21 protein-coding genes are annotated in these 21,623 nt (G+C 70.4%); 11 read left to right on the top strand and 10 right to left on the bottom strand.

What is annotated here, in order from left to right; genetic code table 11:
• Position 1 precedes the first annotated feature (1 nt).
• Positions 2-1,609: a cryptochrome/photolyase family protein gene (locus ASF39_RS02070; RefSeq protein WP_056280729.1), complete on the top strand. Its 1,608-nt coding sequence runs from the start codon at positions 2-4 to the stop codon at positions 1,607-1,609.
• On the opposite strand, the gene bcsS is transcribed toward ASF39_RS02070, so the two are convergent.
• Positions 1,545-2,294: a cellulose biosynthesis protein BcsS gene (gene bcsS, locus ASF39_RS02075; protein WP_244472232.1), complete on the bottom strand. Its 750-nt coding sequence runs from the start codon at positions 2,292-2,294 to the stop codon at positions 1,545-1,547. The two genes, ASF39_RS02070 and bcsS, sit on opposite strands and share 65 nt — an antisense overlap.
• A gap of 331 nt (positions 2,295-2,625) precedes the next feature.
• On the opposite strand from bcsS, the gene ASF39_RS02080 reads away from it, so the two are divergent.
• Positions 2,626-3,228 (top strand): exopolysaccharide biosynthesis protein, encoded by a 603-nt coding sequence (locus ASF39_RS02080; RefSeq protein WP_055879706.1) that lies wholly within the window; start codon positions 2,626-2,628, stop codon positions 3,226-3,228.
• Positions 3,229-3,246: 18 nt separating this feature from the next.
• Here ASF39_RS02080 and ASF39_RS02085 read toward each other — a convergent pair whose 3' ends face one another.
• The 3 genes from ASF39_RS02085 to ASF39_RS22495 are packed head-to-tail and all read right to left on the bottom strand — an operon-like array spanning position 3,247 to position 5,125.
• Positions 3,247-4,071, bottom strand: a complete 825-nt coding sequence (locus tag ASF39_RS02085; protein WP_156387543.1) for a metal ABC transporter permease — start codon at positions 4,069-4,071, stop codon at positions 3,247-3,249.
• A gap of 38 nt (positions 4,072-4,109) precedes the next feature.
• On the bottom strand, positions 4,110-4,967 hold the full coding sequence (locus ASF39_RS02090; RefSeq protein WP_056281119.1) for an ABC transporter ATP-binding protein: 858 nt from the start codon (positions 4,965-4,967) through the stop codon (positions 4,110-4,112).
• Between the two features lie 26 nt (positions 4,968-4,993).
• Complete coding sequence (locus tag ASF39_RS22495; protein ID WP_274533812.1) at positions 4,994-5,125, bottom strand: hypothetical protein; 132 nt, start codon at positions 5,123-5,125, stop codon at positions 4,994-4,996.
• 210 nt (positions 5,126-5,335) lie between these two features.
• Between ASF39_RS22495 and ASF39_RS02095 the strand changes: the two genes are divergently transcribed.
• The 5 genes from ASF39_RS02095 (at position 5,336) to hslU (ending at position 10,876) form a co-directional block, all read left to right on the top strand.
• Positions 5,336-5,830 (top strand): Fur family transcriptional regulator, encoded by a 495-nt coding sequence (locus ASF39_RS02095; protein ID WP_082494293.1) that lies wholly within the window; start codon positions 5,336-5,338, stop codon positions 5,828-5,830.
• A 155-nt stretch (positions 5,831-5,985) separates the two neighbouring features.
• Positions 5,986-6,522 (top strand): ATP-dependent protease subunit HslV, encoded by a 537-nt coding sequence (gene hslV, locus ASF39_RS02100; protein WP_055879714.1) that lies wholly within the window; start codon positions 5,986-5,988, stop codon positions 6,520-6,522.
• 130 nt (positions 6,523-6,652) lie between these two features.
• Positions 6,653-8,275, top strand: coding sequence for a HAMP domain-containing methyl-accepting chemotaxis protein (locus tag ASF39_RS02105; protein ID WP_348271504.1), 1,623 nt, complete (start codon positions 6,653-6,655; stop codon positions 8,273-8,275).
• A gap of 193 nt (positions 8,276-8,468) precedes the next feature.
• Positions 8,469-9,566, top strand: coding sequence for a hypothetical protein (locus ASF39_RS02110; protein ID WP_056280733.1), 1,098 nt, complete (start codon positions 8,469-8,471; stop codon positions 9,564-9,566).
• Positions 9,563-10,876, top strand: a complete 1,314-nt coding sequence (gene hslU / locus ASF39_RS02115) for an ATP-dependent protease ATPase subunit HslU (protein WP_056280736.1) — start codon at positions 9,563-9,565, stop codon at positions 10,874-10,876. Before ASF39_RS02110 ends, hslU begins: the two co-directional genes overlap by 4 nt.
• 21 nt (positions 10,877-10,897) lie before the next feature.
• On the opposite strand, the gene ASF39_RS02120 is transcribed toward hslU, so the two are convergent.
• From ASF39_RS02120 to ASF39_RS02130, 3 genes are read right to left on the bottom strand one after another with little or no spacing between them, the layout of a single operon-like run.
• Positions 10,898-12,343: a pilus assembly protein TadG-related protein gene (locus tag ASF39_RS02120; RefSeq protein ID WP_056280738.1), complete on the bottom strand. Its 1,446-nt coding sequence runs from the start codon at positions 12,341-12,343 to the stop codon at positions 10,898-10,900.
• The gene (locus ASF39_RS02125) at positions 12,337-12,987 is read right to left on the bottom strand and encodes a TadE family protein (RefSeq protein ID WP_244472233.1); all 651 of its coding nucleotides are present in this window, start codon (positions 12,985-12,987) and stop codon (positions 12,337-12,339) included. Before ASF39_RS02125 ends, ASF39_RS02120 begins: the two co-directional genes overlap by 7 nt.
• A 50-nt stretch (positions 12,988-13,037) precedes the next feature.
• Positions 13,038-13,580 carry a TadE/TadG family type IV pilus assembly protein gene (locus ASF39_RS02130; protein ID WP_056280740.1) on the bottom strand — a complete coding sequence of 181 codons (543 nt, stop codon included), beginning with the start codon at positions 13,578-13,580 and terminating at the stop codon, positions 13,038-13,040.
• A gap of 427 nt (positions 13,581-14,007) precedes the next feature.
• On the opposite strand from ASF39_RS02130, the gene ASF39_RS02135 reads away from it, so the two are divergent.
• On the top strand, positions 14,008-15,438 hold the full coding sequence (locus tag ASF39_RS02135) for an NAD-dependent succinate-semialdehyde dehydrogenase (RefSeq protein WP_056280743.1): 1,431 nt from the start codon (positions 14,008-14,010) through the stop codon (positions 15,436-15,438).
• Positions 15,439-15,493: 55 nt separating this feature from the next.
• On the opposite strand, the gene ASF39_RS02140 is transcribed toward ASF39_RS02135, so the two are convergent.
• Together ASF39_RS02140 and ASF39_RS02145 are read right to left on the bottom strand one after the other, a co-directional pair.
• The gene (locus tag ASF39_RS02140; protein WP_082494328.1) at positions 15,494-15,697 is read right to left on the bottom strand and encodes a SlyX family protein; all 204 of its coding nucleotides are present in this window, start codon (positions 15,695-15,697) and stop codon (positions 15,494-15,496) included.
• Positions 15,698-15,717: 20 nt separating this feature from the next.
• A complete protein-coding gene (locus ASF39_RS02145) occupies positions 15,718-16,470 on the bottom strand; it encodes a rhodanese-like domain-containing protein (protein WP_056280745.1) in 753 nt (250 codons plus the stop codon).
• Positions 16,471-16,629: 159 nt separating this feature from the next.
• On the opposite strand from ASF39_RS02145, the gene ASF39_RS02150 reads away from it, so the two are divergent.
• Positions 16,630-19,038: an EAL domain-containing protein gene (locus ASF39_RS02150; protein WP_348271505.1), complete on the top strand. Its 2,409-nt coding sequence runs from the start codon at positions 16,630-16,632 to the stop codon at positions 19,036-19,038.
• 69 nt (positions 19,039-19,107) lie between these two features.
• Here the strand turns inward: ASF39_RS02150 and ASF39_RS02155 are convergent, their stop codons facing one another.
• Positions 19,108-19,818, bottom strand: a complete 711-nt coding sequence (locus ASF39_RS02155; RefSeq protein ID WP_056280748.1) for a DUF4142 domain-containing protein — start codon at positions 19,816-19,818, stop codon at positions 19,108-19,110.
• A gap of 264 nt (positions 19,819-20,082) precedes the next feature.
• Here ASF39_RS02155 and ASF39_RS02160 point away from each other — a divergent pair, with 264 nt between their 5' ends.
• Both ASF39_RS02160 and ASF39_RS02165 read left to right on the top strand, forming a co-directional pair.
• Positions 20,083-20,862 carry an ABC transporter ATP-binding protein gene (locus ASF39_RS02160; protein ID WP_055879747.1) on the top strand — a complete coding sequence of 260 codons (780 nt, stop codon included), beginning with the start codon at positions 20,083-20,085 and terminating at the stop codon, positions 20,860-20,862.
• 87 nt (positions 20,863-20,949) lie between these two features.
• Positions 20,950-21,459 (top strand): OsmC family protein, encoded by a 510-nt coding sequence (locus tag ASF39_RS02165; RefSeq protein ID WP_056280750.1) that lies wholly within the window; start codon positions 20,950-20,952, stop codon positions 21,457-21,459.
• Positions 21,460-21,623 lie beyond the last annotated feature (164 nt).

Below are 21,623 nucleotides of genomic sequence, written 5' to 3' on the forward strand. Positions count from 1 at the left end.
CTTGGGGACCCTGCGCTTCGTCCTCGGCGACCAGCTCCATCGCCGGATCTCGACCCTGACCGATTGCGACCCCGACCACGACGTCGTCCTCATCGTCGAGGTGATGGCGGAGGCGACCTATGTCCGCCACCACAAGCAGAAGATCGCCTTCCTGTTCTCGGCCATGCGCCATTTCGCGGCCGAGCTCGAGGCCGAGGGGCTGAGGGTCGACTACGTCCGCCTCGACGACCCCGGCAATAAAGGATCCTTCACCGGCGAGCTGGAGCGCGCGCTCGCACGCCACGCCTGCGACCGCGTGGTGGTCACCGAGCCCGGCGAGTGGCGGGTGCTGTCGATGATGGAGGCCTGGCGCGAGGACCTCGCCGTGCCGGTGGAGATCCGCCCCGACAACCGCTTCCTGTGCCCGCGCGCCGAGTTCGCCGATTGGGCCGGCGACCGCCGCAGCCTGCGGATGGAGACGTTCTATCGCGGCATGCGCAAGCGCACCGGCCTCCTGATGGAGAACGGCGAGCCGGCGGGCGGGCAGTGGAACTTCGACCACGACAACCGCAAGCGCCTGCCCAAGGGCCACCGCCCGCCCGAGCGCCCGCGCTTTGCCCCCGATGCCGTCACCCGCGAGGTCCTGGCGCTGGTCGAGGCCCGCTTCGCCGAGCATTTCGGCGACCTCGACGGGTTCGGCTGGCCGGTGACGCGGCAGGACGCCTTGAGCGCGCTGGCGCATTTCATCGCCGACTGCCTGCCGACCTTCGGCGACTACCAGGACGCCATGAAGACCGGCGCGCCGTTCCTCGCCCACTCGCTGATCTCGCCGGCCCTCAACGCCGGCCTGCTCACGGCGGAGGAGGTCTGCCTCGCGGCCGAACGCGCCTACAAGGAGGGTGCGGCGCCCCTCAACTGCGTCGAGGGCTTCATCCGCCAGATCCTCGGGTGGCGCGAGTACGTGCGCGGTCTCTACTGGGCGCGGATGCCCGAGTACGCGGCCACGAACGCCTTGGCCGCCAAGCGCGACCTGCCGTGGTTCTACTGGTCCGGCGAGACACGGATGAACTGCCTCGCCCAATGCATCGGCGAGACCAGGGCCCACGCCTACGCCCACCACATCCAGCGCCTGATGGTGACGGGCAACTTCGCGCTCCTGGCCGGGATCGCGCCCGCCCAGGTCGAGGAATGGTACCTCGTCGTCTATGCCGACGCCTACGAATGGGTGGAACTGCCCAACGTCCACGGCATGGCGCTCTGGGCCGACGGCGGCGTCATGGGCTCGAAACCCTATGCGGCGTCGGGCGCCTACATCAACCGGATGTCCGACTACTGCGGCACCTGCACCTACGACGTATCCGCCAAGGCCGGGCCCGAGGCCTGCCCGTTCAACTATCTCTACTGGAACTTCCTGATCGAGAACGCGGAGCGCCTCGAACCCAATCCGCGCATGGGGATGCCCTATCGCAACCTCGCCCGGATGGACGAGGCGCGCCGGGCCGAGATCGTGGCCGATGCGCAGAGGTTCCTCGACGGCCTCGAGAGCCGGCCGCCCCCGGGAGACCTCACAACGGCCTCCAAAGGGTCAGCGACACGTAGGGGCCGGCGCTCGCCCGCCCGCTCTCCATGAGGACGCCGGCCGAGACGCGGCAACGCAGATCGCCGACTTCGAGATCGGTGGCGTGGAGGCCGAGGCTGGTCTTGCGGTAGCCGGTCTCGTCGACGTAGAACGCCGCCTCCGGCCCGACGGAGGCGCCCCAGGCGCGCCACCCGTACGACAGCCGGCCCCAGGCATGGCCGCGGGCCGAGCCGAGGATCAGCGTGGCGGTGAGCAGGGTGTCCTCGCTCGGACGGGCCCAGACCTCGCCGTGGATGCGCAGGCCCGGCCGGGCCGGCAGGAACGCGGCTCCTCCCGGACCCGACAGGCTCTCGATCGACCCCTCCGGTCCGGCGAAGAGTGCGACGACGCCCCAGTCGGCGACCCATTGATACCCGGCGAGGGCCGCTCCCAGCATCGTCCAGCGCGTCAGGATGGTCGGCCGAGCCCCGGCGAGAGAGGGTCCGCGCTCGCCTCGGCGCCCGGTCCCGAGGCTGGCGAGGGCCACGAACCCGTCGCGGTCGATCCGGTCCGCGGCGACCTTGGCGCCGACCGTGACGAATCCCGACGGCCCGGCCTCGAGGCTCCCGAAGATCACCGTCGACAGGGGATACTCCCCGGCCCGGGCCGAGGCCGCCCCGCCGAGGACGGGGGCGACGATCAGGAGAGTCCTCAGGGCCCGGCGGCGGGATCGGCGACGGACCGTCGGTGCGGCCACGGGAACGATGCTCCTGGCAGAGGCCGCCGCGGGACGGCCGACCTCCAGATTGCATCGTATTTCTCGTTGCAACTCAATCGATATCGCGTTTTTCTGCGGTACACGCTGTGCCGAACCGGCGGAACGCAGACAAACTCACCGCCTTTATTGACCTGATCGATATTTGTCTTGTTTCTATACCTCAGGTTGCGTCACCCGGTTCCAATGACCGCCCGGTCCCGGATCGCCCGCCGAATCGGTACCGGGCATGGCCGACCGGCGGCCGCCGCTTGGCGTCGGGGCCCGACTAGGATAGAGCCCGCGCCGGGACAGCAGCCGATGGCCGATCTTCTTGACTTCAGGCGCACGAACATCCGACGTCCTCACCGTCCTGGCGGCGCAGGAAGGTGACAGGCTGACCGTCGGCGACATCGTCGCCGTCCTGCGGGACCGCGCCTTCGCCCTCCTCATCGTCATCCTCGGCCTGCCCAACTGCCTGCCGATGCCGCCGCCGATCCCGCTGGTGTGCGGTCTGCTGCTCCTCCTCGTGGCGTTCCAGATCATGATCGGCATGGCCGCGCCGTGGCTGCCGAAGATGCTGCTCGGGCGCTCGGTGGCGCGCAGCGACGTCGAGCGCGCAGCCAAGCGGGCGGTGCCGCTGCTGCGGCGGCTGGAGCGGTGGTCGCGGCCGCGCCTCAGCCTGTTCGAGACGCCGCTGGGCATGCGCACTGTCGGGCTGATCGTCCTGACGCTGTCGCTGGCCTTGATCGTGGCCGCACCCTTCATCGGCCAGATCCCGCTGGGGATCGCGATCTGCCTCGTGGGCCTCGGCCTCGTCGAGCGCGACGGCCTCGTGGTGATGGTCGGCCTCGGGGTCGGCGTCATCGGCGTGCTGTTGAACGCCGGCTTCGTCTACGCCATCGTGACCGGGATCATGGAACTGCTCAGCCTGTAGCGATCGGACGCCGGGCCCTCAGGCCTCCAGGTGGCGCCGGCGCAGGAGCCTGAGGAGCAGGCCGCCGCGGGTGCCCACCAGCAGCGAGACGAGGTAGAGCGCCCCGGCCGACAGCACGATGGCCGGGCCGGTGGGAAGGTCGGCGTGGTACGACAGGCTCAGGCCCGTCAGGCTGGCGATCATCGCGAGACCCATCGAGACCGGGATCAGGCCGCTGAGGTCCGCCGCCCAGAGGCGGGCGGTGATCGCGGGCAGCAGCATCAGCCCCACCGCCAGCAGCGTGCCGAGCGCCTGGAAGCCGCCGACGAGGTTCATCACCACGAGGCCGAGGAAGGCGTAATGCACAGGCCCGCCGGCGCGGCTGACGCTGCGCAGGAACAGCGGGTCGACGCATTCCATCACCAGCGGCCGGTACAGGGCGGCCAGCGCGAACAGCGTCACCGTGGCGATGCCGCCCAGCAGTAGCAGCGCCGGGTCGTCGAGCGCCAGCACCGTGCCGAACAGGATGTGCAGGAGGTCGATCTGCGAGCCCCTGAGCGACACGAGCAGGACGCCGGCGGCCAGGGAGATCAGATAGAAGGCGGCGAGACTCGCGTCCTCCTTGATCACGGTGGAGCGGGTGACGAACCCGGCGAGCAGCGCCACCGCGAGGCCGGCGGCCAGCCCCCCGAGCGTCATCGCCGGCAGCGACAGGCCGGCCACGAGGAAGCCCACCGCCGCCCCGGGCAGGATCGCGTGGCTCATCGCCTCGGTCATGAGGCTCATGCGCCGCAGCATCAGGAACACCCCCACGGGGGGGGCCGACAGCGACAAGGCGAGGCAGCCCACGAGGGCGCGGCGCATGAACGCGAATTCGAGGAACGGTCCGAAGACGAGGTCGATCACGCGGCGTGCCCGTGGTCGTGCCGATGCGGGCCGTGCCCGTCCCCGTGTGAAGGCCCGTGCGAATGGCCGTCTCCGGCAGCGCCGGGGGGAAGCGGGCCGTGGCCGTGGTGGTCGTCGCGCGCGCAGATCGCCGCCCCCTCGTCCCAGGCCTCGGACAGGCTCTGGGCCCGGGCGAGGTTGCGGGGGGTGAGGACGCTGGCGGTGGGCCCCCAGGCCACGGGCTCGCGGGCGAGCAGCAGGGTGGTGGGAAAATGCGCCGTGACCTGGCCGAGGTCGTGCAGGGCCGCGACGATGGTGCGGCCCTGGCCGTGCCAGGTCCGGATCAGCGCCAGCAGGTCCTGCGTCGTGCGACCGTCGACCCCCGAGAACGGCTCGTCGAGGAGGATGACCGAGGCCTCCTGCAGGATCAGCCGAGCGAACAGGGCGCGCTGGAACTGCCCGCCCGAGAGCGTCCCGATCGGGCGATCGGCGAAGCCGTCGAGGCCGACCGCCGACAGGGCGGCGAGCAGGTCCGGCCGGTGCCGACGCAGGCTCCGCCACGGGCCGAAGCGCCGCCACAGGCCCATGGCGGCCAGATCGAGCACCGAGAGTGGAAAGCTGCGGTCGATCTCCGCCGCCTGCGGCAGATAGGCGATGGTGTCGGCCCGGCCCGGCCGCGCGATCGCCCCGTCGAGGCAGGCGATCTCGCCGACGATGCCCTTCAGGAGCGTCGACTTGCCGGCCCCGTTGGGGCCGACGAGGGCGAGCAGGGCGCCGCCCGGAACCGTCCCGTCGAGGTGATGCACCGCCGGGTGCCGGTCGTAGCCGAGCGTGACGCCCCGCAGCACGATGTCGCCGGGGGGCGGACGCGACATCGGCGCGCCGCTCGTCACCGTCCGCGTCATTGCCAGGCCCAGACGATCGCGACCCAGAGCAGGCCGCTCAACAGGCCCGCGGCGGAAAACCGCGCGAGGGCGCTGGCCTGGAACAGGGAACGGCGCGGAACGGTCATGCGGTCACGGGTTCGGATCATGAGGTCGGGTCTTGGGGTCGGGTCGCCGGTTTGGGTCTTGGGAGGTCGTTTGCCCGAACGGGAGCGTCGGATTATGGTTCAGGGCTGATACACTGTAACACCCGCCGGGTTCAATCGGCCCGGGGCCGCGCTCCCGGCCGGTCGGGGATGGGGTGCTCTGGCGGGACGGGTCCGAGGACGACGGCGAGAACAGAGGCTAGGGACAACGGGATGCACGACCACGCCACCGGATCATCGGACGGTGCCGGGCATGGCGCCTGCGGCGCGAACGTGGTGGCGCGGGCCGAGCGCCTGTGCCGGGACCGCGACCTGCAGTTCACCCGCCTGCGCCGCGACGTCCTCGAGACCGTCGCCGCCCAGACGCGGCCGATGGGTGCCTACGACATCGCCGAGCGGCTGAGCGCCCAGGGCCGCCGGGTCGCGGCGGTGTCGGTCTACCGCGCCCTCGACTTCCTGGGCGAGCACGGCCTCGTCCACCGGATCGCCAGCCGCAACGCCTTCGTCTCCTGCGGCCACGAGCACGGCGAGTCGGCCAAGCTCGTCTTCCTGATCTGCCGCACCTGCGGAGCCATCGACGAGACCACGGCCCCGGCCGTCGAGACCGCCCTCGACCGCACCCTGGTGCAGGCCGGCTTCAAGCCCTTCGGTCGCATCCTCGAAGTCGAGGGCGAGTGCGGCGCCTGTCAGGAGCGGACCGCGGCCTGAAGCGGCCGCGATCGAGTCCGGAGGCGCTGGGGGCGTGGTGCCCGCGAACTGGACGAACGGCCCGCGCACGCCCACCTACCGCCGATCTCTTCCCGCCAGCCCTTCGATCCGCCACGGAGCGATCCTTGCCCCATTCCGAATCCGGCCCGCCGCAGATGCACGCCACCACCATCCTCATGGTCCGCAAGGGCGGGCGCGTGGTCATCGGCGGCGACGGCCAGGTCAGCCTCGGGCAGACCATCGTCAAGGGCAACGCCCGCAAGGTCCGGCGGCTGGCCAAGGGATCGGTGATCGGGGGATTCGCCGGGGCGACGGCGGACGCCTTCACGCTGTTCGAGCGGCTGGAGGCCAAGCTCGACCAATACCCGGGCCAGCTCACCCGCGCCTGCGTCGAGCTGACCAAGGACTGGCGCACCGACCGCTACCTGCGCCGGCTCGAGGCGATGATGCTGGTGGCCGACAAGGACGTGAGCCTGCTGCTCTCGGGGGCCGGCGACGTCCTCGAGCCGGAGCGCGGCGTCATGGCGATCGGCTCGGGCGGAAACTACGCCCTGGCCGCGGCGCGGGCCCTGGAGGACGGCGAGCACGACGCCGAAGCCATCGTGCGCAGGGCGATGGGTATCGCAGCCGAAATTTGCGTTTACACAAATGAGAATCTCGTGATCGAATCCCTGAGTAGCGAATCCGTTTGAGCGATCTCTGTCTTCGTTAACCCTGTCGCAAAGCCTCTACCTTTATGTCGGTCCATCGAATGGTGCCCGATGGAGAGCGGCGATGCGGATCCGGTCTAAAATCTTGGTGTTCGTCGCTGCTTGCAGCTTGATGACGGTGGTGATCGCCGCGATCAGCTTGTCGACCCTGAGCACCTTCAACACCGCGATCACCGAGGCCAAGCAGGCCTCGCAGCGCGCCCTCAACGCGGCCAACCTCAACCGCCTCGTCACCGGCGTGGTGGTGGAAGCCCGCGGCATCTACGCGGCCAAGGACACCGCCGACGCGAAGAAGTACGCCGAGCGCCTGCTCAAGAACCTCTCGGCCATGAACGCCCTGCTCACCGAATGGGCGCCCACCGTGCCCGACAGCGAGCGCGTCCTGTTCGACCGCGTCGTCACGGGTGCGGCCGACTTCACCGTCCTGCGCAAGGAGACGGCGCGCCTGGGCACCGAGGTCGCACCGGCGGCGGCGGCGGCACAGGGCTTCAACGAACTCAACCGCGCCAACCGGCAGGCCTTCCAGGACAGCATCGACGCCCTGGTCACGAGCGGCCGGGCAACGGTGGACGCGATCGACCGCCAGACCGACGTGCTCTACGACCAGCGCTTCATGCTGCTGGTGGGGATCACGATCGCCGGCGGCCTCGGCAGCCTTCTCATCGGCGGCATCGTCGGCAACCGCATGATCGCCCGGCCCCTCACCCAGGTCTCCCAGGCGATCGGGCGCCTGTCGGCGGGCGACCACGACCTGCCGCCGGTCAAGGCCGGCAAGGACGAGATCGGGGCGATCTGGGCGAGCATGGCGGTCTTTGCGGCGACGATGCGCGAGAGCACCACCCTGCGCGCGCACCAGGACCAGGTCACGGCCTCCGCCCAGGACCGCCGCCGCACCGAGATGTCGTCCCTGGCCGACGGCTTCCAGGGCAGCGTCGGGGAGCTGGTGCGGACGCTGGCCACCGCCGCCACCGAAATGGAACGCACCGCCCAGGCCATGGCCGCCGATGCCGACCAGACCAACCGCCAGTCGAACGCCGTGATGTCGGCGGCCAACGAGACCGCCATGAACGTCCAGTCGGTGGCCGCCGCCACCGAGGAGCTGGCCGCCACCGCCAACGAGATCGGCATGCAGGTCGCCCAGACCTCCGCCGCCGCCGCCGGTGCCGTGGAAAGCGCCAAGCGGACCAACGCCCGCGTCCAGGCCCTGGCCGACAGCGCCTCCCGGATCGGCGACGTGGTCGCCCTCATCTCCAACATCGCCGGCCAGACCAACCTGCTCGCCCTGAACGCCACCATCGAGGCGGCCCGGGCCGGCGAGGCCGGGCGCGGCTTCGCGGTGGTGGCCGCCGAGGTGAAGGAACTCGCCTCGCAGACCGCCAAGGCCACCGACGAGATCGGCACCCAGATCGCCGCCATCCAGGAGGCCACCCGCGAGACCGTGAACGCCATCGCCGAGATCGGCTCCACCATCGGCACCGTCCACGGCATCGCCATCGGCGTCGCCGCGGCGGTGGAGGAGCAGCAGGTCGCCACCCAGGAGATCGCCCGCAGCGTCAGCGACGCGGCCCGCGGCACCCAGGCCGTCACCGAGACGATGAACCAGGTGCAGGAGGCCGCGGTCCAGGCCGGCGCCCGCGCCTCCCAGGTCCTCGACGCGGCCGGAGGCCTCGTGCGGCAGTCGAAGGCGGTGGCCGGCGAGGTCGACCACTTCGTGGGCGGCGTGCGCGCGGCCTGAGAGCGGCCGGTTCGACGGGCCGGATCGAGCGCAGCCTAACGAGCAGAGCCTGGCGAGCAGAGCCTGGCGAGCAGAGCCTGGAAAGCCGGCGCCGTCGGGCTTAAGTCCCGGTGGTGCGACGCCAACCAGCCCCGTTTCCGTTCGTCCCCCACGCCGCCGTCACGGCTCGGCCGTCCCTGCCCGGGGGCGGCCGATGATCGAGACGGCGCTCCTCGACCGGGCGGTGGCCCGCGGAATCATCACCCAAGCCCAGGCGCACGACCTCGCCGGCCTGTCGCGGGAGACCGTCGACGAGCCGGTGCCCTCCGCCGAGGCGGCGCGGGACGACGAGCAGCTGCGGCTCGTCACCGGCTTTGCCGACATCTTCGTCACCATCGGCCTCGTCCTGTTCCTCGGCACCGCCGCCTACATCGGCACCGAGGTCGCCGGGGCGCTGGTCGGCCATGTCCTCGTCGCCGCGATGGCCTGGGGCCTCGCCGAGTTCTTCACCCGCCGCCGGCGGATGGCGCTGCCCAGCATCGTCCTGCTGCTGGCCTTTGCCGGCGCCAGCTTCTCGGCGCTGGCCTTCGCCTTCGGCGACGGGAGCGGGCTCGGCGGCTGGGTTCCGGCCCTCGACCTCTTCGGCTCCGGCGCCGCGAGCCCGGGCGGACTGGCCATCGCCGGGCTCGGGACGCTGGCTCTCTGCGCCCTGCACTACCGGCGCTTCGCCGTCCCCGTCACCATCGCGGCGGGAACGGCCGCCCTCGCCGCCACCCTGCTCGGGCTGGCCTTCGCCGCGGCGCCGGAGGCTGCGGCGCGCCACAGCGACGCGCTGTTCGTCGTCACGGGCCTGGCGGTCTTCGCCCTGGCGATGCGCTACGACCTCGCCGATCCGCACAGGTCCGGCCGCAAGACCGACATCGCGTTCTGGCTGCATCTGCTGGCCGCGCCGCTGATCGTCCATCCGGTGCTCTCGAACCTCGTCACGGTCACGCAAGGGGCGACGAGTTCCACGGCGGCGCTGACGGTCCTCGCCATCGTGCTGGTCCTGGCCCTCGTGGCGCTGATCACCGACCGGCGGGCGATCCTGGTGGCGGCGATGGTCTACACCGCGGTCGCCTTCGGCACCCTGATCCGCGACGCGGGCCTCGCCAGCCGCTCCCTCCCCTTGAGCCTCATGGCGCTGGGCGCCTTCGTGCTCCTCCTGAGCGCGGGCTGGCATCCCTTGCGCGGGCTCGTCCTGCGCCTCCTTCCGCGCGGCCTCTCCGCCCGGCTGCCCCATCCTCTCGCCCACCCTCCCGGAACCCGATGACCACCTTCTCTCCCCGCGAGATCGTCTCCGAACTCGACCGCTACATCGTGGGCCAGCACGACGCCAAGCGGGCCGTCGCCATCGCGCTGCGCAACCGCTGGCGCCGCCAGCAGCTCACCGGGCCGCTGCGCGAGGAGGTCGCCCCGAAGAACATCCTGATGATCGGGCCGACCGGCTGCGGCAAGACCGAGATCGCGCGGCGCCTCGCCCGGCTGGCGGGCGCGCCCTTCCTCAAGATCGAGGCGACCAAGTTCACGGAGGTCGGCTACGTCGGGCGCGACGTCGAGCAGATCGTGCGCGACCTCGTCGAGATCGGCATCGGCCTCAAGCGCGAGGATCGCCGCCGCGGCGTCCAGGCCAAGGCGGAGGCGGCCGCCGAGGCCCGCATCCTCGACGCCCTGGTCGGCCCCACCGCCAGCCAGGCGACGCGCGACAGCTTTCGCAAGAAACTGCGCGCCAGCGAGCTCGACGACAAGGAGGTCGAGATCGAGCTGTCGGGCGGGGCGGGCTCGGGCATGCCGATGTTCGAGATCCCGGGGATGCCCGGCGCCGCCATGGGCGCGGTCAACCTCGGCGACATGCTCGGCAAGGCTTTCGGCGGCGCCAAGGGCAAGACGCGCCGGATGACCGTGCGCGAGGCCTATGCGCCGCTGCTGGCCGAGGAATCCGACAAGCTGGTCGACGCCGAATCCCTGACCCAGGACGCGATCCGCGAGGTCGAGGAGAACGGCATCGTCTTCCTCGACGAGATCGACAAGATCTGCGCCGGCGAGGGCCGTTCCTCGGCCGACGTCTCGCGCGAGGGCGTGCAGCGCGACCTGCTGCCGCTCATCGAGGGGACCACGGTGGCGACCAAGCACGGGCCGGTGAAGACCGACCACATCCTGTTCATCGCCTCGGGCGCCTTCCACGTCTCGAAGCCCTCCGACCTGCTGCCCGAACTGCAGGGCCGGCTCCCGATCCGCGTCGAACTGCAGCCGCTGACGGTGGAGGACTTCAAGCAGATCCTCACCACCACCGAGGCGAGCCTGATCAAGCAGACCGTCGCGCTGATGGCCACCGAGGGCGTCACCCTGGAGTTCTCCGACGACGCCGTCGACGCGCTGGCCCGCGTCGCCGTGGACGTCAACAACTCGGTCGAGAACATCGGCGCCCGCCGGCTGCAGACGGTGCTGGAGCGGGTGATCGACGAGATCTCGTTCACGGCCACCGACCGGTCCGGGGAGACCGTCCCGATCGATGCGGACTACGTGCGCGAGCGCGTCGCGAGCCTGGCCGCCGACACGGACCTCAGCCGCTTCATCCTGTGACGCGGCCGAGGGGCGTCGGCGCTACTGCGTGATGTGGGCGACCTGGACGGCCTGGTCGAACATGGCGTTCAGCGCGGCGGTGATGTCGGCCGGCGTGTTGGCCGTCCGGAAGAAGCCGGGCGAGGCGCAGGCCTTCAACGGCACGTCGAGGGTCGGGCTGAACCCGTTCACGATCCCGTTCTCCCAAGCCACTCCACCGCCGCGATCGACGTAAGCGATCTGGTTGTAGGGAATATGCAGGATCGAGATCGTGGCACCGTCGTCCTTCAACGCCTGGCATTCCTTCGGGTCCATCTTAGACGGCTTGGAGCCGTCCCACCAGGCATCGCCGTGACCAGGGAAAGTGGAAGGCCTGCCGGGGTAAGAATAAGGGCTGCTGCTGTTTTTCTTCACAAAATAGTGCTGATCGTTCTGCATCCCGTCCGTGATCACGAAGATAAATGACTTCGGCACCGACGCGGTCGAGCCGTCGCCGAACTTCGAGACCGTCGTGCGCATCTTCTTGAACGCATCGTCGAAGTGGGTTCCTCCACTTCCCGTCCCGGTGGTCGGATCCCCCGCCGTGAAGAGTTGCGTGGTTCCGGTGTCGAGCAGGTTCGTGAACGCGAGCGGCCATGACGAACCACATTGGGCTGCCGTATTCAGGGAGGAGATGTTGCTCGTCAGCGGCGACAGCGTCGCAAGCTGATTGATGAACGGATAAATCCCGACGCGATATTGATCGGTGACGCTGGAAGTGGCTGCGCGGGCGAGGAGAGAGCAGACCGCCGAGTTCACGGCGTCGGATCGCAGCTGGATCTTGCCGGCCGCCAGGGTCCAACCCTTCCTGTCCGGAAAGTGACAGGCGAACTGGCAGCCCTGCTTGTAGTCGTCGTACATATCGTCGTTCTTGCTGGCCAGGGTCGTCATGCCGGCGGCCGTCGTCGGCAACCCCATCGAGCCGGACACGTCGACCATCAGATAGAAGTCCAGGTAGCTCGACACGTCGGCGGCGGCGGACGTCGTGTTCTGGAGGTTCACGGTCGGGACGTTGAAGATCCGCCCGAAGCTGTTCTGCACGACGGCCGTGTAGGTGACCGTCGATCGGAACGTCTGCCCCGTGCGCGTCAATTGAGGCGTCTGCAGCTGGTACGTGCCGAGCGAGATGTTGCCGGCGTTGACCTTGAAGACACTGGTGGCCTGGGCGATCCCGGCGGCGATCGCCTTGGTCGTCACGCCGGTTTGGGTGGGATTGTTGGCGAGATACGTCTTCGCCGTCACGACCGCGGCCACCGCCGCGGCATCGGCCGCACGATCCAGTTTCGCCTTGTTGCTGGTCGCGACGCCGTAATCGATGCCGAGCCCGACGATGCCGATCACGGGGATCAGGGTGAACGCGAAGATGATTCCGACACTACCCTCGATCCTGCTCCGGATCGACGACGAGCGAGATCTGGCGGATGCGGTCCGACCCGGAAGTTTCAGCATTTCGAACCGATCCCGTCGCTGTTCGTCGTGTCGTAATTGATGAGCGTCGCATAGCGCGGCTGCATGTAGGCCGTGCGAGCGATCTTGATCGCAGGCACGAAGTTCTCGCCGAACGTCGGCTTGAAGGTGAACACGACATCGACCACGACGATGGAGGCGGCCCCGAAGATCGACCGCGGCAGGGTCGTCGCCGAGGGAGGATTCGTGTCGTCGACCGGCGTCTGCTTGGGCGTGCAGGTCCGAAAGCCCCCTCCATGGACACCGGTACTGGTCCAGACCACGGAGGCTTCCCGGCAGGAGCTCGGATCGGCCGACGCCTGGCAGTTTCCCGAGACCGGGGTGAAGCGGATGCTGGCGAAGTTGATGGCGATGTTCTGCCACCACTGGACGCCCTTTTGCTTGGCGTCGGCCATCACGTAGGGAAACGTCACCAGGGCCGCGTCGTAGGCGAAGTGCAGGTCGAGGGCATTGACGGTGGCCTCCGACGCCCCGGCCGGGGGAACGGCCTGGGAGATCATCTCGCCGATGGATCGGGCGAGGAGATCCACCCGCCGCGCCGCGTTGGTGTAGGAGACGACCTGGATCCCCCCCAGCATGATCGCGAAGAGGATCGGCATGATGAGCGCGAACTCGATCGCGGCCATAGCCTTGCGATCGCGGAGGAAGGCTCCGATCGGTATCGCCCGGCCGGCCATCAGTATTTTTCGTTTCTGAAAACGGCGGTCGACACGGCGAGATAGGCGGGCGATCCCTTGTACTGCGTACTTCCGAGCATGGTCGTCATGAAGGACGGCAGCACCCGGATCGGATAGATGACCTGCAGATACTGGTAGTCGCCCTGTACGCCCATGTTGAATGTCCCCGCGCCGGGGGTCAGGTCCGGGATCTTGAGACCGCTCACATCGTCTTTCACGAAGGTGTAGTATCCGCCGGGCCCTCCCGACTTGGGAACGATGTAGAGGTTGACGATCAGGTCGGCGCAATCCATCGCGCTGGGAAGCCGGCCGCAGATGTTGCTGGTCAACGTGCTCTGGGTCATGGACGATGCCTGGGCCGAACCGGTCATGATCGACCGCGACGCCTGCGCCGTGGCGTTGTCGAGTTCCTGGTTGAGGTACAGCCCCGTTCCCACCACCATGACGAAGACGATCGTCAGGAGCAGCATCGGAGCCACGAGCGCGAACTCGACGGCGGTGCTTCCGCGGTTGCAGGCGATCCGTCTTGCGATTCGATCCATCGGTGTCGGCGGCGATCTGGCGTTGGTTGTCGGCCGGGCTCGTGCCTCGCGCGGACCCGCCGAGAGCCGACACCGGAGGGACGCTCGCCGGCAGGCAAGCTTGGACTGCGCAGTCCGATCACTAGCGATCAAACCTTAACTTACGATAAAAAACTCGCCGATATCCCGCGATGCTGTCGAATGAGTCGTGCACCAAGTCATTCCCGCAGGTCGAACAAGGATAGTCTGTCGGGTCCGTGTCAAAAAGCGCCCGTGATCGGACCCATCGTGGTTTCGACGCGATGCCGAAGCCCGCTCCGGCCTTGCCGTGGGCACCGGTGTGCGGCACGGGCGACCACGGGCGACATCCGGCTTGCCGCCCGGCGCCTCGGGGATCACATGGGGCGGGTCGGCGCGCTGGCCGGCGCAGCGAGGGTCACCGCTCATCATGTATCCGGACATCGATCTGCATATCGCGGGCGCCTGGACGCCGGGCTCGGGCGGCCAGACCCTGCCCGTCCTCAACCCGGCCACCGGCGACGCGCTCGGTCGGCTGGCCGTGGCGACGACGGACGACCTCGACAGGGCGCTGGCCGCGGCCGAGCGCGGCTTTGCCGCCTGGCGGACGGTCAGCGCGTTCGACCGCGCCAAGATCATGAGGCGCGCGGCCGAGACCCTGCGCGAGGGCGTCGAGGACATCGCCCGGATCATGACGCTGGAGCAGGGCAAGCCCCTGGCCGAGGCGCGCATCGAGACCCTGGCCGCCGCCGACGTGATCGACTGGTTCGCGGAAGAAGGAAAGCGGGCCTACGGGCGGGTGATCCCCTCGCGCCTGCCGCAGGTGCAGCAGGTGGTGCTGCGCCAGCCCGTGGGCGTGGTGGCGGCCTTCACGCCCTGGAACTTTCCGATCAACCAGGCGGTCCGCAAGATCTCCGCGGCCCTCTGCACCGGCTGTTCCGTCATCCTCAAGGGACCCGAGGACACGCCGGCGAGCTGCGCCGCCCTGGTGCGCGCCTTCCTGGACGCGGGCGTGCCGGGGGACGTGCTGTCCCTGGTGTTCGGCGATCCGGCCGCGATCTCGTCCTACCTGATCCCGCATCCGGTGGTGGCCAAGATTTCGTTCACGGGTTCCACGGCGGTGGGCAAGGAACTGGCCGCCCTGGCCGGCCGCCACATGAAGCGGGTGACGATGGAACTCGGCGGGCACGCCCCGGCCCTGGTGTTCGACGACGCCGACGTCGAGCGCGCGGTGGAGGTGCTGGCCGCCAACAAGTTCCGCAACGCCGGGCAGGTCTGCGTGGCCCCGACGCGCTTCCTCGTCCAGGATCGCGTGTTCGCGGCGTTCCGCGACCGCTTCGTCGAGCGGGCCCGCGGCCTCGTCGTCGGCGACGGCCTGGCGCCCGAGACCACGATGGGACCGCTGATCCACGGCCGGCGCCTGGAGGCGATGGAGGCCCTGTGCGCCGATGCCGTGGCGCTGGGCGCCGGCGTGGCGACGGGGGGTGGCCGCATCGGCAACCGCGGCCATTTCTTCGCCCCCACCGTCCTCACCGAGGTTCCCCGCGAGGCCAGGATCATGAACGAGGAGCCGTTCGGGCCGGTGGCCCTCATCCAGCGGTTCTCCGACGACGAGGAGGCCTTCGCCGAGGCCAACCGTCTCCCCTACGGCCTGGCGGCCTATGCCTACACGCGCTCGGCCGCGCGGGCCGCGCAGGTGGCGGCGCGGGTCGAGAGCGGCATGATCGGCATCAACCACCACGGCATCTCCCTGCCGGAGACGCCGTTCGGCGGCATGAAGGATTCGGGCTACGGCAGCGAGGGCGGGTCCGAAGCCCTCGACGGCTACCTCGCCACGAAGTTCGTGACGCAATCGTCCTGAAGCTACCGGCGAAACCGTGAACCGTCCGCAGCCCGCCCCGGGGGCGCCCTCGACGTCAGTAATGCGGCGGCGGCGGCTCGGGCGCGCTGCCGGAGGCCCGGCTGCCGGCTTCCTCGACCCGCTCGGTGAGGGCGGCGACCTGGCGCGTCAGGCGGTCGATCAGTCGCCACTGCTCCGTGATGGTGCGGTTGAGGTCGTCGAGCATGCGGTCCTGCTCGGTCAGGCGCATCTCCAGGGTGTCGATCCGGGCCGGGTCGATGGCGTTCACCGCGACAGCACTCACCGCAACGTCTCCGGGGCGTGGTCGGGCCGCTCGACGAGGCCGGGCCCCAGGGCGATCCGGTCGTCGAACACGAAGCAGTCGCCCCTCCAGCGGCTGTGCGCATCTGGCACCGTCTCGAGGTAGCGCAGGATGCCGCCGGCCAGGCTGTAGACCTCGCCGAACCCGCGCGCGCGCAGGTAGGCGCCCGCCTTCTCGCAGCGGATGCCGCCGGTGCAGAACATCGCCACCGCCGGATGGCGCGCGGGATCGAGGGCGTCGGCATAGGCGCGAAACCCGGAGAACCGGGTCATGCCGGGGTCGATCGCGCCGGGAAAGCTCCCCAGCGCGACCTCAAACCGGTTGCGGGTATCGATGAGGAGGAGGTCCGGCCGGTCGAGGAGCGCATTCCAATCGCTCGCCGCCACGGGCCGGGCGCCCCCGGCGGCGGGGTCGGTGCGGCCGCCGTCGAAGGCCACGATCTCGCGCTTCACCCGCACCTTGAGCCGGCCGAACGGCGTCGCGCGTGCACCCGACAGCTTGCAGTCCATCTCTTGGAGCCGCCCCCCGAACAGCGGGCCGTGGCGCAGGGCGCCGAGGAAGGCGGCCATGTCGTCGCCCGCGCCGGCCACCGTGCCGTTGATGCCCTCCTGCGCCAGGAGGATCGTGCCCGAGATGCCATGGGCGAGGCAGAGCGCCTCGAGGCCGGGCCGGAGGTCCACGGCATCCGGCAGCGGGACGAACCGATAGAGGGCGGCCACGGCGAGGGTCATCGCGGCATCCCTACCAAACACCTGCGGGCCCACCAAACCGGCGCGCGCGTCGCGGCCGCACGATCCCCGGCGAAACGGACGTCCGGGGCGCCAGGAGCGAATAATGCATACATAAGTTGTTGACGGCCGCCTTTAACGCTTTTTTGGGGTGCCGTTACCATGGTGCGTCCAGTGGTGGTGCGGACGTTCGACATGCTCTCGGTCCTCGGCTGTCTAGCCGACCAACACGATCCTTTGCTGGTCGCCGTCGCCTCCGTGATCTGCGCCCTGTCGGCCGTCACCGTGATCGGACTGCTGCGCCACGCCCAGGCCTCCGACGATCGCGGACGAAGCTTCTGGCTGGCCGTCGCGGCGCTCGCGGGCGGCTCGGGCATCTGGGCGACGCATTTCGTCGCGCTGATGGCCAATGCGTCGGCGCTGTCGAGCACCTACGCCATCGTTCCCACCGCGGCCTCCCTCGTCTTCGCGGTGGCACTCACCTGGGCGGGGCTGACGATCGCCCTGATCTCGGACCTGCGCGGCAGGGCCTGGATCGGCGGAACGATCCTGGGCGCCGGCATCGCGGCCATGCATTTCGCCGGCATGGTCGCCTTCGAGATCGGCGGTCGGTTCTCCTGGTCCGCCGACCTCGTCGCGGTCTCCATCGCCGCCGGCATGGTGTTCAGCAGTCTGTCCCTGTCGCTGGCCCTGCGGCGCGGCGCGGTCACGTTCCAGCTCGCGAGCGCCGGGCTTCTCGTGTGCGCCATCTGCGGCCACCATGTCACCGCGATGACCGCGCTCGCGATCGTACCCGTCGCGGATCTCGCCGGGCCGACGGCCGCGATCCAGCCGGAGTGGATGGCGGCGGCCGTGGCCGTCATCAGCGCCATGGTCCTCGCCATGGCCTGCGCCGCCCTCACCCTCGACATCCGGGACCGGCGCCAGGCCGGCCTCCAGGGCGAGCGCCTGCGCAGCCTCGCCAACGCGGCGGTGGAATCCCTGGTGATCTGCCGGGGCGACGTGATCGTGAGCGCCAACGACAGCTTCGTCGCCATCGCGGGCGTGGACGCCGACCGGCTGGTGGGATCGCACCTGTCGGAGCTTCTGCCGTCCGACGCGATCCACCTCGCCCTCGACCGGTCCGGGGGCACCCCCGTCGAAGCGCGGATGCGCGGTGCCGACGGCCACGACATCCCGGTCGCCCTGGTCGGGCGCGGCCTCGACTACGCCGGCGAACCGCACGTCGCCTTTTCCATCGGCGACCTGCGCGCCCGGCATCGGGCGGAACGCCGGATCGAGTTCCTGGCGCATCACGACGCCCTGACCGGGCTGCCCAACCGCACGCGCTTCCACGCCCGCCTCGACCAGGACATGCGGGTCGCCGATGCGCTGTGCGGACGGCTGGCGGTCCTCTCCCTCGACCTCGACGGCTTCAAGGAGATCAACGACCTCTTCGGCCAGGCCGGCGGCGATGCGGTCCTCCGGCGTGTCGCCACCGTGGTGTCGGGCCTGCTCGACGGTGCGATGACCATGGGTCGCCTCGGGGGCGACGAGTTCGGCATCATCTGTCCCTGCCACCAGGCGGTGGCGGCCGGGCGGCTCGCCGAGCGCATCATGGCGGCGCTGCGCCAGACCAAGTGCACCGGCGCCAACGCCAGCATCGGCATCGCCCTCTTTCCCGACGACGCCACCGGGCGGGAGGACCTGATGAACGCCGCCGCGACGGCGCTGAGCCGCGCCAAGGCGCAGGCGCGCGGCGGCTACCGCTTCTTCGAGGCGCAGATGGGCTCCGAGGTCCGCGAGCGGCGCTCGATCGAGCACGACCTGCGCCACGCCATCGCCCGGGGCGAACTGCGGGTGGTCTACCAGCCCCAGACCGACGTTCAGACCGGCGTCACCACGGGCTTCGAGGCGCTGCTGCGCTGGGTCCATCCCGAGCGCGGGACGGTCTCGCCGGGGATCTTCATCCCCATCGCCGAGGAATGCGCCATCATCCTCGAGATCGGCGACTGGGTCCTGCGCGAGGCCTGCCGCGAGGCGGCGCGCTGGACCAACCCGCTGGGAATCGCCGTCAACGTCTCCGGCGTGCAGATCCATACGCCGGGCTTCGTCGGGAGCGTCCGCGAGATCCTGGCCGAGGCCGGCCTCGATCCGGCCCGCCTGGAGATCGAGATCACCGAGACGGCGCTGATCCGCGATCCGGCCCATGCGCTCTCGGCGCTCCTCGAACTCAAGGCGCTCGGCATCGGCATCGCCATGGACGATTTCGGCACCGGCTATTCGTCGCTGTCGAACCTGCGCAGCTTCCCCTTCGGCAAGATCAAGATCGACCGCTCGTTCATCCACGGGGTCGACCTCAACCGGCAGGCCGCGGCCATCGTCCGGTCGGTGCTCGGCCTCGGGCGCGGGCTCGGCCTGCCGGTGCTGGCCGAGGGCGTCGAGACGGCGGGGGAGTTGCGGTTCCTCCAGGCGGAGAACTGCGATTCCGCGCAGGGCTACCTGATGGGCCGCCCCGGCGAGATCGCGCTGTTCTCGGATGCCACCCACGGCACGCCGGAACGGACGGAGATCCCGGCGAAGGCGGCCTGAGGATTCCGAACGAAAAGGGCCGCCCCGGATGGAGCGGCCCATTTCGCATGGTCGGAGGGTCGGCGGGGTTCAGCCGCCGATGCGGCCGGCGAGCCGGGCCGAATGGCCGTGCTCGTTGGCGATGTAGGGCAATGCCTGACGGGCGAACGCGCGGCCCTGGCTGTCGTCGCCGTTGCGGGCGTAGGCATCGTAGAGGCCGAGCGTCCGGGCGTCCGAGCGCGCCTGCTGGCTCACGTAGGTCCGGTCGAAGTCGCGTCCGCCGCGGGCGGTCTTGAGGCGGTCGATGCGGGCCTGGCCCTCGGCGCCGATGGCGACGCGACGGCCGGGCTCGGCCGGGCTGTTGTCGATGATGCCGACGCCGCCGAGCACGCCGCCGACGATCGTCTGCGCGATGGTCACCGGCGCCAGCACCACGCCGATCGGGTTGTCGAGGCGGGTCTCGAAGGGCTGCACGTCGGACACCACGGTGCCGCCGGCGGTGAGCGAGGTGCCGGCCGGCAGCAGCGCATCGGTGGTGGCCTTGCGCTCCACGAGGACGTTCTTGGCGTAGGCGCGGACGTTCGGGTTGCGCGAGCGCTCGAGGGCGATGCGGCTCGACTCGATGCTCACGGCGTCCGAGCGCAGGGCGGCGCCGCGGAAGGCCTCGGTGTTTCTGGCCTCGGGCGCATCGGCGTCGAACTGCGGCGCCACGCGCACGGACAGCGCATCCTGGGCGAAGGCCGGCGTGGCCAGGGCGGCCACGGACAGGCCGAGGGCGGCGATGAGGCGAAGGTTGGACATGGGGGAGTTGTTCCTCGTGCGCCTTTGCGGCGCTTGGTTGAACGTGTCGTGCTGCATGAACGGTCGGTTAACGGGCCCGTTCCTGCGCTCACGGCATGGCTGGGGTGCGAGCCGCCGCCCGCAACCGCGGTGACCGGCGAGGCTGGCCGCCATTCCCTCTCGCATGCGGACCAGCGCCACGGGGGCTTCTCCCGACCGGCACACCGCCGCCGGTCCATCCCCGCTTCACAAGTCCCGTCTTTCCTGGCACGTCCAAAAACGACCATGCTGATCCTCGATGCCCTCTCCAAAACCTACGCCGACGGGACCCGGGCCCTGTCCGGCATCACGCTCTCGGTGGAGAAGAGCGAGATCGTCGCGCTGATCGGCGGATCGGGCTGCGGCAAGACCACCCTGCTGCGCCTCGTGGCCGGGCTCGACCGGGCCAGCGAGGGCACGATCAGCCTCGACGGCGAGGCCATCGCCGGGCCGCACCCCGGCGTCGGCCTCGTGTTCCAGGAGCCACGCCTGCTGCCCTGGCTCGACGTGGCCGACAACGTCGGCTTCGGTCTTTCCGAGGTCCCCAAGGCCGAGCGCCGCGAGCGGGTCGCCCATGCCCTCGACCGGGTCGGCCTCGCCGAACACGCCGCCCGCTGGCCACGGGAACTCTCGGGCGGACAGCAGCAGCGGGTCGCCATCGCCCGCGCCTTCGTGGCCAATCCGCGGGTGCTGCTCCTCGACGAGCCGTTCTCGGCGCTCGACGCCTTCACCCGCAAGGACCTGCACGGCCACCTCCTCGCCCTGTGGGAGGAGGTGCGCCCCACCGTGCTGATCGTCACCCACGACGTGGCGGAGGCCGTGGCCCTGGCCGACCGGGCGGTGGTGATGCGGCCCAAGCCCGGGCGCCTCGACGACACCATCGCCCTGCCGCTCGCCCGCCCGCGCAACCCGACCTCCACCCGCAGCGAGGCGGCCACCCGCCAGATCCTCACCGCCCTCGACCGCTCCCTGCGCCCGCGCCAGGACAAGGACGACACCCCCAACGACGCCGCGCTGTGGTGGTAGCGTGCCGGCGGTAGCCTCGGGCCGCCGCCCGGGTTAGACGCGGGACCGCTCCTCACGTCCGCATCAGACACGGGAAAACCGACGCCCATGGACGCCACCACGCTCCGCTCGCTCCAGGCCCCGCTCAAGGACCAGTACCGCAGCGCGCCCGATTCCGCCGTCATCACCCTGAAGGCCAGGGGCACCCTCGACGACTCCTCCATCGCCTGCAAGGTCGAGACCGGGCGGGCTCTCGCCATCGCCGGCCTGCACCCGGCCACGGGCGGCTCGGGCGCCGAACTGTGCTCGGGCGACATGCTGCTCGAGGCCCTGGTGGCCTGCGCCGGCGTCACCCTCAAGGCCGTGGCCACCGCCCTCGAAATCGAGCTGCGCGCCGGTACCGTGAGCGCGGAGGGCGACCTCGATTTCCGCGGGACGCTGGGCGTCGACAAGGAGGCGCCGGTGGGCTTCCGGGCGATCCGCCTCGCCTTCGCCCTCGACACCGACGCGCCCCAGGAGAAGCTCGACCAGCTGCTCAAGCTCACCGAGCGCTACTGCGTCGTGTTCCAGACCCTCAACCACAAGCCCGAACTCGCGGTGACCGCCAACCGGGGCTGATGCCGAGGGAGATCGCCGGCCGCCATACGCATCCCCTCCCCCCTTGCGGGGAGGGGTTCGGGGTGGGGGTGGCCGGGCGACCCGCAGCAGAGGCAGGCCTATCCACCCCCGTCCAACCCCGTCCCGTCGAGGAAGAGGGTCGCCTTCCGCGCGCGGGCGGCGAA

The organism is Methylobacterium sp. Leaf108, assembly GCF_001423265.1.
GTDB lineage: Bacteria > Pseudomonadota > Alphaproteobacteria > Rhizobiales > Beijerinckiaceae > Methylobacterium.